Source organism: Brevibacterium sp. (assembly GCF_022712115.1).
GTDB lineage: Bacteria > Actinomycetota > Actinomycetes > Actinomycetales > Brevibacteriaceae > Brevibacterium > Brevibacterium salitolerans.
Genome location: NZ_JALAHB010000163.1, coordinates 1 through 10,790, shown reverse-complemented (window position 1 = coordinate 10,790; position 10,790 = coordinate 1). Strand labels below are relative to the sequence as shown.

Sequence of the window (10,790 nt, the reverse complement as noted above, 5' to 3'; positions counted from 1 at the left end):
TCCGGATTCCGGCAGCGGGCTCGAGACCTCGACCGTGGCCGCCGCCGCGCAGCTCGAGGGGTTCCCGCCGGAGCGGAGGCCGGCGGCACTCGACGCGGCGGACACCGCCCTGGCCGAGGCCGTGGGCGGGCTCACCTCCGGAGCGGGCGACCCTCAGGCGCTCGAGGAGCTGGGCGTCGGCTTCGTGGTGCTCTCCGGGGACGGGGGGGAGGTCCTCGAGGAGGCCTCGCGCTCCGTCTCCGCCACCCATCGGCTCACCCGCCTCGGTGATGCGGATCAGGGCCGCCTGTGGCAGGTGGACGGCGCAGGAGGAGCGGAGGTCGCCTGGGCGCGGACCGTCGACGGCGACGGCGCGACCGCACCGGTGCCCGTGGTCGACGGGGTCCTGCAGGTGCCCGAGGGCGAACCCGGCCGCCGGCTCGTGCTCGCGGAGCGGGCAGGGGTGCTCGACGCCCGTGCCTCCTCCGGGGCGCTCGAGGAGGCCGAGCCGGAGAACGGCTGGGCGCAGTCCTTCACGCTCCCCGGCGACCGGCTCGAGGTGCGCGTGAGCGCCTCGCCGTGGTGGTTCCGCGCGCTCGCGCTCGCCTCCGGTGCGGTGGTCCTCGTCAGCGCAGTCGTCTCCGTGCCCTTCGGAAGGAGCACCCGCAGATGAGCGGAGTCAGCCGTACGACGGCCACGGTCGCAGGCGTGGCGCTGCCGGGCGTGCTCGTCGCCGTCACCGCATTCCTCGCGCCGGTGCCCGCGGGCTCGGGCACCCGCGGTCCGGAGCAGATCCGCCTGCCCGCCCAGGACACCGCCTCCCTCTGCCCCGGGCCGTTCGAGCTGGGTGCGGAGGCGGAGGGCCTCGACGAGGAGTTCGCCTCCGCGGGTGCGCCGGAGACCCGCGCCCGCGCCGTCACGGTGGAGGCGGGTGCGCCGGACGGCTCGCGCAGCACGGCGGCGATCCGGGCCGAGCAGCTTCCCGCGGTCGCGGGGGGCGGCGCCGGCGGGAGCGCGGACGGCGGCAGGACCCTGCGGTTCGAGACGGCCGCCGAACCCTTCGTCACCGGCGACGACGTGGTCGACGGTCCCGCCCTGTTCACGGGTCTGGCCGCGGATGAGGCCCCGGCGCTCACCTCGGGCGTGCAGAAGGCCTCGGCGGACTCCGGGGACGTCGCCGGGCTCGCGGCGCACACCTGCGACACGCCCCTCACTCGCGCCGTGTTCTCCGGGGTCTCGACGATGACCGGCGACGACGCGCAGCTGGTCCTGGGGAACCCCGGCGATGCGCCCGTCAGCGTGCGGATCGCGCTCACCGGGGAGACGGGGCCCGTCGACATCGCGGGGACGGACGCCTTCACGATCGGGCCGCAGCAGGTCCGTCACATCCCCCTGGGCGCGCTCGCCACCGGCGTGCCGATCCTGGGCGCGGAGGTCACCGCCGAGGACGGGCAGGTCACCGCCGCCCTCCAGCACGTGCGCCGGGACGGGCTCACCGCCCGCGGCATCGAGTACGCGAGTGCGCAGACGGTGCTCGACGAGGTCGTCGCCGTGCCGGTGGCGACGGCCGGTGCGGTCCGGCTGCGGGTGACCAACCCGGGGGACCGGGCCGTGACCGCCGAGCTGAGCGCGCACGCGGCGGACGGTCCGGTGGAGCTGGACCGGAGCTCGGTCGCCCTGCCCGCCCACGGCACGGCCGAGGTGGAGCTGGGCGAGGACCTGCCGGAGTCGAGCGTGCGCGTCGAGGCCGAGGCTCCCGTGACGGCGCAGGCCACCGTCACCGGCGGGGACGACCTCGCCCACTACGCCGCCGCGGAGCCCCTGGGCGACACCCAGCTGGCCGTGCTGCCGGAGACCGGCGACGGTGTCGAGGGCAGCCTGGTGCTCTCCGCGGGCAGCGGCACCGTCGAGATCGCGGAGATCGGGGCGGGCGGCTCTCAGGCGGGCACCCGGCTCGTGGACCTCGCCGAGGACCGGGCCACCGTGCTGTCGCTGGCGGAGTTCCCCGAGGCCGTCGCCCTCGAGCTGCGCAATCCCGCCGGGGCTGAGGTGAGCGCGGCGCTCGGCCTCCGCTCGGAGGCCGGGGTGAGCGGGTTCGCCGTGCCCGCCCCGCCCACCGGAGTGGACTACCAGGACGTGCGTCTGGAGCGCTAGCGGCGGGTGCCGTCTCAGTCGCGCAGCTCGTCCGGGTCGAGGCCGGTGAGCAGACTCGCCTGGTCCGCGAGCACCCCGGAGAGGAGCTCGCCGAGCTCCTCGTCCGTCTCGCAGCGGGCGATCACGGGGAGACGGTGGACGACGACGGCGGCGGGAGAGCCCCGCCGGGCCGGGAGGACGCAGGCCAGCTCCAGCCCGGCCTCGGGCGCCGGCACGTCGTCGACGAGGAGCTCCACCGCGTCCAGTGGCCCGCCGGCGCGCTCGCGGATCCGGGAGAACAGCAGCGCGGCGTGGTGGGCGAACGCCTCCGCGCGCGTGCGGGCGGCCGGCACGCGGCCCCGGAACACCACGGGGGAGCGGCCGTGACGCTCGTGCCTGCGTGCGGATGCCATGAGGGCGAGTGTAGGCGGGGACGTGAGTGCCGGGCATGTAGAATCGCAGGCGTGTCTGGAGTCCGTATGTGTTCGAAAGCCGGCTGCGCCGCGAGCGCCCGATTCACGATGACGTACGTGCACCGTGAAGCCACCGTCGTCGTCGGTCCCCTCGCCACGCGTGCGGAGCCCGGCGCCCTCGATCTGTGCGACGCGCATGCGGAGAGGATGACGGCACCGCAGGGCTGGACGCTGCTGCGTCTGGACGCCGGCGACGAGGCCCCCGAACGCTCCCGGGACGATCTGCTCGCCATCGCGGACGCCGTGCGTGAGGCCGCGCGCCCCCGCCGCGAGCGCACCAACCCGGCCGCCGTGCCCGCCGCAACCGGCGGCCGCGGCCATCTGCGCGTCATCCCGGAGTCCGGGGAGTGAGCGCCCACGACCGCCGCGCCCGGTACGACAGGACCCTGGGCGCCTACGACCTGCGCGGCCGGATCGGTGCGGACCTCGACGAGGACCTCCTCTTCTCCCTGGGCTGGGGCGCGGCCAGGCACTTCGCACAGCCGGAGCACGGGGGTACTGCGGAGATCGTCCTGGGCTGCGACATGCGGCCGGACTCGCCGCGCTTCGCCGCCGCCGCGGCGGCCGGTGTCGTCGCCGCGGGCCTCCGCGCCCGCTTCGTGGGCATGTGCTCGACGGACCAGCTCTACTTCGCCTCGGGCCACTGGGACATGCCCGGGCTCATGGTCACGGCCAGCCACAATCCCGCCGACTACAACGGCGTGAAGGTCTGCGGTCCCGGTGCCGCGGGGGTGTCGCGCGAGTCCGGGCTCGGCGCAGTCCGGGACCTCGCGCTCACCGCGCCGGAGCGGGTGCGCGCCACCGATGATCCCGAACCGGATCCGGAACGCGCCGCAGAGCTCGCGCGTGCCTTCGCGGAGAGGCTGCGCGCGCTCACGGGGATCGACACGCTCTCCCCGGTGCGTGAGCTCACGGTGGTCGCGGACGCCGGCAACGGCATGGCGGGCAAGCTCCTGGGTGAGGTGTTCGGCACGGACGCCGGCCTGGAGCCGGTGCCGTTCAGGGTGATCGGCCTCTACACGGAGCTCGACGGCACCTTCCCCAACCACCCGGCCAACCCGCTGGTGCCGGAGAACCTCGCGGACGTCCGCGCCGCGGTCGTGGAGCACGGTGCGGATCTGGGGCTCGCCTTCGACGGGGACGCTGATCGCTGCTTCTTCATCGACGGCACCGGCGCGGTGCTCTCACCCTCGGCCGTGGGCGCGCTCGTCGCGGAGCGGGAGATCGCCCGGGCGCGCGCCAACGGCGAGGAGACGCCGGTGGTGCTGCACAATCTGCTCACCTCGCGGATCGTGGCGGAGACGATCGAGGCCGCCGGCGGCAGGGCCGTCCGCACCCCTGTGGGCCATTCCGGGATCAAGCGCCTCATGCGCTTGCACGACGGCGTCTTCGCCGCCGAGCACTCCGCGCACTTCTACTTCCGCGACTTCTACTCCGCGGACTCCGGCATGCTCGCGGCCTGCCACCTGCTGGCGATCCTCGCCCGGACGCACGAGTCCGCGGAGCAGATCGTCGCCGGCCGGGAGCGCTACGCCGCCTCCGGGGAGATCAACTCCACGGTGGACGATCCGGACGCCGTGCTGGCGGAGTTCGAACGGCGTGCCCGTGCCGGGGAGTTCGGCGCCGGGGAGGTGGACGTGTTCGACGGCGTCTCCCTGCAGGGCACCGACTTCTGGGCGAACGTCCGCAAGTCCAACACGGAGCCGCTCGTCCGCTTCAACTGCGAGACCCCGGACCGCGCGCGGACCCGTGCCCTCACCGATGCCGTCCTGGCACGGGTGAGGTCCGAACGACACGTCTAAGGAGACTCCATGACGCACCCCGCACCTCCGGCACCGCTGGCCCCCGGCGACTTCCGGGTCGCAGATCTCTCCCTGGCCGAGGCCGGGCGGCACCAGATCCGTCTGGCCGAGAGGGAGATGCCCGGTCTCACGGCGCTGCGCGAGGAGTACGCCGAATCGCAGCCGCTGGCCGGCGCGCGGATCGCAGGCTCCCTGCACATGACGGTGCAGACCGCCGTGCTCATCGAGACGCTCACGAGCCTGGGCGCCCAGGTGCGCTGGGCCTCGTGCAACATCTTCTCCACCCAGGACGAGGCCGCGGCCGCCGTGGTAGTGGGCGCCGGCACCCCGGAGGCGCCGGCCGGAGTGCCCGTCTACGCCTGGAAGGGCGAGTCGCTGGAGGAGTACTGGTGGTGCACCGACCGGATCTTCCGCTTCCCGGCCGCCGAGGGCGTGCCCGCCGGCCCCACGCTGATCCTCGACGACGGCGGTGACGCGACCATGTACCTGCTCGAGGGGGCGGCTGCGGAAGACGCAGGCGGCGTCCCCGCCGACGGCGAGGACGATCCGGCGGAGGTCCGGGCCTTCCGCGCGCAGCTGCGCACGGCGCTCGCGGAGCTGGAGGCCGCCGGTGAGACCGGCCGCTTCAGCCGCATCGCCGCGCAGCTGGAGGGCGTGAGCGAGGAGACCACCACCGGCGTCAACCGCCTGTACCGGCTGGCGGAGGCCGGGAACCTCCCGTTCCCCGCCGTCAACGTGAACGACTCCGTGACGAAGTCCAAGTTCGACAACCGCTACGGCATCCGCCACTCCCTCCCGGACGGCCTCAACCGCGCCACGGACGTGCTGATCGGCGGCAAGGTCGCCCTCGTGATCGGCTACGGCGACGTGGGCAAGGGCGCCACCGAGGCGATGGCCGGACAGGGCGCGCGCGTGCTCGTGAGCGAGGTCGATCCCATCTGCGCGCTGCAGGCGGTGATGGACGGCTATCAGGTGGTCACGACGGCGGAGGCCGTGCCCGAGGCCGACTTCGTCATCACGACGACCGGCAACACCCGCGTGCTCACGGTGGAGGATCTCCAGCACCTCAAGCCCGGCGCGATCGTGGGCAATGTGGGGCACTTCGACGACGAGATCGATCTCGCCGGCCTGGCGAAGCTCCCGGGCGTTTCCGCCGTGGAGATCAAGCCGCAGGTGCACGAGTGGACGATTCCGGCGGCGGAGGGCACCGGGCGGGAGACGACGAGCATCCTCGTGCTCTCGGAGGGCCGTCTGCTCAACCTCGGCAACGCCACGGGGCACCCCAGCTTCGTCATGAGCGCCTCCTTCGCCAACCAGGTGATGGCGCAGATCGAGCTGCACTCCGGTGAGACGCAGTACGAGGCGGGCGTGCACCGGCTGCCCAAGGTGCTCGACGAGAAGGTCGCGCGGCTGCACCTGCCGGCGCTGGGGGCACGGCTTAGCGAGCTCACCAAGGAGCAGGCCGAGTACATCGGCGTGGACGTCGCCGGGCCCTACAAGCCGGAGCACTACCGCTACTGAGCGGCAGGACGCGCGGAGCGCAGGACGTCGGGCGCGCGGAGCGCCGGGCCCTGGGAGCATCAGGGCACACGGAGCGCCGGGCGCGTGGAACGTAGGGCGCACGGCGAGCAGCTGACAGACGGAGAGGGCTGGACCTGCAGGTCCGGCCCTCTCCGCTGTGACTCCCACCCGCTGACGTTCCATTGTCGACTGATCAGTTTCCCAGGCCGTCACTGGCGGAATGGCTGGGGAAAGTGATCACACAGCGGCGCGGTGTGAGCGTCTCCGCCGAGGCGGGGGCTCAGGTGAGGCGGAGGCTCAGCCGCTGCGGGCGTTCAGGTGAGGTGGAGCCCGTGCGGCAGGGTCCCCATGCGGTCGCGGAAGCGTGCAGCGGCCGCCTCGGTCCGCTGCTGCCGCTGGCCGTACTCCCAGCGCGAGCGGGCGATGACGGCGGAGAGGAACATCTCCGGCGAGGTGCCCGGCGGGGGAGGGGGCGCGACGAAGGCGTTGAGCTCCTCGGCGAGTTCGATCGCGCGCTCCTGCCGCGATTCCGGCGTCCGCTGGGAGGCGGAGGTGAGGAACTGGACGATCCGGTAGTGGAGGCCGGCCGGGACCGGGGAGACGTCCGCCTGCGGGATCCAGCCGTAGAGGTGGGGGCTGAGGACGATCTGCTCCGGTCTCGGCGCCCGCGCGCGCTCGCTCACCGCCAGAGTGCCGGCGAGCATGTCCCCCAGTCGCCGGCTGCTGGGGGAGAGGAGGCCGACGAGGGCGGCGACCCCGCCGCCGGTGGCGAGCACCTCGAACTGCCACAGGAGCGCGCGGATGAGGGCATGGCGGAAGCTGATGGCGCCGCCGTCGGCGCGGACCACGCGCAGGCCGAGCGCGAGCTTGCCCAGGGAGCGTCCGCGGCTGAAGGTCTCGACGGCGCAGGGGATCGCCACGGTGGTGAACACCGTCAGCAGGATGAGTGCGGCGTTCATGAGGAGGTCGAAGCGGACCTGCAGGGCGGACAGGAGCCACGCGGCGGAGACGAACAGCGCCACGTAGACGATGAGGTAGGCGACGTAGTCGATGAGTGCGGACAGCGCCCGGGCCGCATAGTGGGCGGGCTGCACGCGGAGTGCCACCGCCTCTCCCGTCACCAGCACGCTCATGGACCCATCGTGCCATATGGGAGGCCGCGGACGGCCGGCCCCGGTCCCATATAGGCTTGTGTCCCATGGACCCCGCACTGCTGGCTCAGATGCACGGCGGCGACTGGCAGCGCCTCTCGGACCTCGCCAGGCGCCGGACGCTCACGAGCTCGGAGGCCGCGGACTTCATGCGGCTCTACCGGACGGCGTCGAAGGACCTCTCGCGGATCGTCACCGTCGCCCCGGACTCGGAGGCCGCGGCCCGCCTGTCCGTCATCGTCCATCGCGCACGGACCCATTTCACGGGGATTCCGCGCGGGCCGCTCTCCGCGTTCGTCCGCTTCGCGGTGCGCTCCCTGCCGGCCGCGCTGTGGCAGCTGCGCTGGATGCTGCTGGCGGGCACGGTCCTGTTCCTGGCCTCGGCGGTGCTCTCCGCCCTGTGGGCCCTGCACACGCCGGGGGTCCTCGACTCCCTCATGCCGCCGGAGGCGCAGCGGCGTCTGGCGGAGCACGACTTCGTGGACTACTACAAGGAGAACCCCAACTCGGTCTTCGCCGTGGGAGTGTGGACGAACAACGCCTGGATCGCCGTGCAGTGGGTCGCCCTGGGCATCACCGGCTTCTACGTCCCGCTCGGCCTCGTCTCCAACGGGGCGAACGTGGGCATCTCCGCCGCGGTCATGTACGACCAGGGCTATGCCGCGGACTTCTGGTCCTACCTGCTGCCGCACGGGATCCCGGAGATCACCTGCATCCTCATCGCCGCAGCCGCCGGCATGCGGATCTTCTTCGCCTGGGTGCTCCCGCGCGCCATGACCCGTGGGGCGGCGCTGGCCAAGGAGGCGCGCTCACTCATCACCGTGGCTGCGGGGCTCGTCCTCTTCCTCTTCCTGTCCGGCCTGGTCGAGGGCTTCATCACCCCCAATCCGCTGCCGGTGTGGCTGAAGATCTCCGTGGGCGTGCTGCTCACGCTCGCGATCTTCGCCTACGCCGCTCTGCTGGGCAGGCCCGTGGTCCGCGCCGGAGGCGACGGCGACCTCGAGGACGAACGCGCCGGCTACACGGTGCTCGCCGCGTACTGAGGGCGGGACGGCGACATCGCTCGTCTTCTCCGCGCCGATCACGAGAGTGCGACGGGCGCGCCCTGTCCGGATTGCAGCGTCCGCGACTCCGAGTGCCGTCGGCGGGCAGACCGCCGACGATCCCGACGCCCGCGGCAGTGGTGCCTTTCCTGCGCAGGTCCCCTTCGACCTGATCGCCGCGTGCCGCGGCGGCCGACGTCACCGGGAGTCCGCCCGTTCGGCTCCGATGCTCCGCAGGACTTCTGCCGAGCAGCTGTGGAGCTCGCGCCATGAGCCTGTGCAGCCCGGTGCAGACTCACATCCGGCCGGAGGCCTTGAGTGCGATGTAGAGGTCGGCGAGCGCCGGCGGCAGGTTCTCCGGCGATTCGTGCACGGAGTGCACGCCCAGCCCGGAGAGCGCGTGGATGAGCGACCGCGACTCGAGGAGCTCGCGCTCCGCCGCCGCGGCCCGGTAGGCCTGGGTCGTCGAGTAGCGGCCCTCCCGCATCTCCTCGAGCACCGGATCCGCCACGGAGGCGATCGCTACGGTGTGCCTGCGGGTGAGCAGCGGCAGGACCGGCAGCAGGTCCTCCGTGAGCGTGGGCGTGTCCAGCGCCGTCACGAGGACCACGAGCGAGCGGTGGGAGGTGAGCCGGAGCACCGAGGCGGCGATGTCCTCCCAATCGGGCTCCAGCAGCTCCGGGAACACCGGGGTGAGGGTGTGCATGAGGGTGTCCATCGGTGCCTGGCGGCCCAGCGGCCCGGCGTGCGCGCGCACCCGTGCATCCGCCGCGAGCACGTCCACGCGGTCCCCGGAGCCGGCGGCGAGTCCGGCCAGCAGCAGGCCGGACTCGATCGCGGCGTCGAACGCGGTGCCGTCGCCCACGCGCCGGGCGGACAGCCGCGAGGAGTCCAGCACGATGATGACCCGGCGGTCCCGCTCCGGCCGGTAGGTGCGCACCATGATCTCCTGGGCGCGGGCCGTGGCCCGCCAGTCGATGGCGCGGACGTCGTCGCCGCGCACGTATTCGCGCAGGGAGTCGAACTCCGTGCCCGCGCCCTTGAGCATCACCGCCGTGCGTCCCTCGAGCTCGCGCATGCGGCGCAGCTTCGACTGCAGGTGCCGGCGCGAATGGAACGGCGGCAGCACCGTGATCGAGGCGGGGACCTCGATGCTCCGCTGGCGGGCGACGAGGCCCACCAGGGTCCGTGAGCGCAGTGTGACCCGGTCCGCTCGCAGCAGGCCGCGGCGGGTGGGGGTGAGGGCGGTGCGGTGCTCGTGGGACTCGTCCCTGCGCAGCTGCGCGGAGAAGCGCGTGGACTCCGGCCCGGATGCGGCGGCCCCGGCGGACGGAGCCCAGGCGTCGCGGACCGTCAGCCGCAGGGTCCGCTTCCCCTCGTTCCTCACGGTGAGCACGGCGTGCGTCTCACCGCCCAGCCTGATCCGCGGTCCGGGGGTCCGCTGCAGGCCCACCCGCAGCGGGCTGGGGGAGAGCAGCCAGTCGAGCAGGCCCGCGATGAGCAGGACGCCGATCATCACCGCGATCGTCGTCCAGTGCGGACGCAGCGCGACGGGGACGCCGGCGAGGACGGTGAGTGCGAGGAAGCGCCAGGTCAGTGCCATGGGTGGGGTCTCAGCGGGGGACTGCGACGGTGTCGAGGATGGAGGCCAGGACGCGGTCCACGTCCGCACCCTCCATCTGTGCCTCCGGCCGCAGCGTGATGCGGTGGCGGAACGTCATGGGCACCAGGGACTTCACGTCGTCCGGTGTGACGAAGCCGCGCCCGGCGAGCCAGGCCTGCGCCTGGGCGGCCGCCAGCAGGCGGGTGGCACCGCGCGGGGAGACGCCCAGGGAGAGCGAGGGCGCCCTGCGGGTGGCCTGGACGATGTCGACGATGTAGGCGAGCACCTCCGGTGCCACGTGGATCTGCCGTACGCGCGCACCTGCCGCGAGCAGCTGCTCCGGACCCGCCACGCGCTCGATCCCCACGTCCCGGAGCCTGCGGGAGTCGAACCCGGCTGCGTGGCGGGCGAGGATCCGGAACTCCGTGTCGCGATCCGGCAGGTCCAGGACCAGCTTGAACAGGAAGCGGTCGAGCTGCGCCTCCGGCAGCGGATAGGTCCCCTCGTGCTCGACGGGGTTCTGGGTGGCGGCGACGAGGAAGGGGCTGGGCAGACGGCGGGTGATGCCGTCCGTGCTCACCTGCCGCTCCTCCATCGCCTCGAGCAGGGCCGACTGGGTCTTGGGCGGCGTGCGGTTGATCTCGTCCGCGACCATGAGGTGCGTGAAGACGGGACCTTCGCGGAAGGTGAAGTCGCCGGTCTTCGCGTCGTAGACGAGCGACCCGGTGACGTCGCCGGGCATGAGGTCGGGGGTGAACTGGAGGCGCTGCGAGGTGAGGTCGAGCGCCTGGGCGACGGACCGGACCAGCAGCGTCTTCGCCACTCCGGGCACACCCTCGAGCAGCACGTGGCCCTGCACCAGCAGGCCGATGAGGATGCCCCGGACGGCCGCCTCCTGGCCCACCACGGCCTTGGCCGTCTCCTCCCCGACCCGGAGCAGGACCGTGCGCAGCCGGGCGTCCTCCTCCGTGAGGCGGAAGGCGTTCTCCGGGGGAGCCGAGTGCGTCTGGCGCTGAGAGGACTGCCCGGGGCCGGGGTGGGGCCCACTCTGCTCTCCGGGTGCTGCCGGCTGCTCCGTCCGGCCG

Annotated in this window: 9 protein-coding genes and 2 pseudogenes; 6 read left to right on the top strand and 5 right to left on the bottom strand. The window is 73.3% G+C overall.

The window, feature by feature from the left end; genetic code table 11:
- Window positions 1–652: pseudogene (locus Q0A33_RS09210) on the top strand (hypothetical protein); the annotation flags it as partial.
- The gene (locus tag Q0A33_RS09205) at window positions 649–2,133 is read left to right on the top strand and encodes a DUF5719 family protein (protein ID WP_291795343.1); all 1,485 of its coding nucleotides are present in this window, start codon (window positions 649–651) and stop codon (window positions 2,131–2,133) included. The pseudogene Q0A33_RS09210 and the gene Q0A33_RS09205, both read left to right, overlap by 4 nt.
- Window positions 2,134–2,147: 14 nt before the next feature.
- On the opposite strand, the gene Q0A33_RS09200 is transcribed toward Q0A33_RS09205, so the two are convergent.
- Window positions 2,148–2,525 carry a hypothetical protein gene (locus Q0A33_RS09200; RefSeq protein ID WP_291795340.1) on the bottom strand — a complete coding sequence of 126 codons (378 nt, stop codon included), beginning with the start codon at window positions 2,523–2,525 and terminating at the stop codon, window positions 2,148–2,150.
- Window positions 2,526–2,591: 66 nt separating this feature from the next.
- Between Q0A33_RS09200 and Q0A33_RS09195 the strand changes: the two genes are divergently transcribed.
- From Q0A33_RS09195 to ahcY, 3 genes are read left to right on the top strand one after another with little or no spacing between them, the layout of a single operon-like run.
- On the top strand, window positions 2,592–2,936 hold the full coding sequence (locus Q0A33_RS09195) for a DUF3499 domain-containing protein (protein ID WP_291795338.1): 345 nt from the start codon (window positions 2,592–2,594) through the stop codon (window positions 2,934–2,936).
- Window positions 2,933–4,387: a phosphomannomutase/phosphoglucomutase gene (manB, locus tag Q0A33_RS09190; protein WP_291795336.1), complete on the top strand. Its 1,455-nt coding sequence runs from the start codon at window positions 2,933–2,935 to the stop codon at window positions 4,385–4,387. Before Q0A33_RS09195 ends, manB begins: the two co-directional genes overlap by 4 nt.
- A 9-nt stretch (window positions 4,388–4,396) precedes the next feature.
- On the top strand, window positions 4,397–5,908 hold the full coding sequence (gene ahcY, locus Q0A33_RS09185) for an adenosylhomocysteinase (protein WP_291795334.1): 1,512 nt from the start codon (window positions 4,397–4,399) through the stop codon (window positions 5,906–5,908).
- Window positions 5,909–6,222: 314 nt separating this feature from the next.
- On the opposite strand, the gene Q0A33_RS09180 is transcribed toward ahcY, so the two are convergent.
- Window positions 6,223–7,041, bottom strand: coding sequence for an RDD family protein (locus Q0A33_RS09180; protein ID WP_291795332.1), 819 nt, complete (start codon window positions 7,039–7,041; stop codon window positions 6,223–6,225).
- Between the two features lie 65 nt (window positions 7,042–7,106).
- On the opposite strand from Q0A33_RS09180, the gene Q0A33_RS09175 reads away from it, so the two are divergent.
- Complete coding sequence (locus Q0A33_RS09175; RefSeq protein WP_291795330.1) at window positions 7,107–8,102, top strand: stage II sporulation protein M; 996 nt, start codon at window positions 7,107–7,109, stop codon at window positions 8,100–8,102.
- Window positions 8,103–8,126: 24 nt separating this feature from the next.
- Here Q0A33_RS09175 and Q0A33_RS09170 read toward each other — a convergent pair.
- From Q0A33_RS09170 to Q0A33_RS09160, 3 genes and pseudogenes are all read right to left on the bottom strand, one after another.
- Window positions 8,127–8,240, bottom strand: a pseudogene (locus Q0A33_RS09170) (3-oxoacyl-ACP synthase); the annotation flags it as partial.
- Between the two features lie 157 nt (window positions 8,241–8,397).
- Window positions 8,398–9,705 (bottom strand): DUF58 domain-containing protein, encoded by a 1,308-nt coding sequence (locus tag Q0A33_RS09165; RefSeq protein ID WP_291795328.1) that lies wholly within the window; start codon window positions 9,703–9,705, stop codon window positions 8,398–8,400.
- Between the two features lie 10 nt (window positions 9,706–9,715).
- Window positions 9,716–10,657 (bottom strand): MoxR family ATPase, encoded by a 942-nt coding sequence (locus Q0A33_RS09160; protein ID WP_291795345.1) that lies wholly within the window; start codon window positions 10,655–10,657, stop codon window positions 9,716–9,718.
- Window positions 10,658–10,790: the final 133 nt, after the last annotated feature.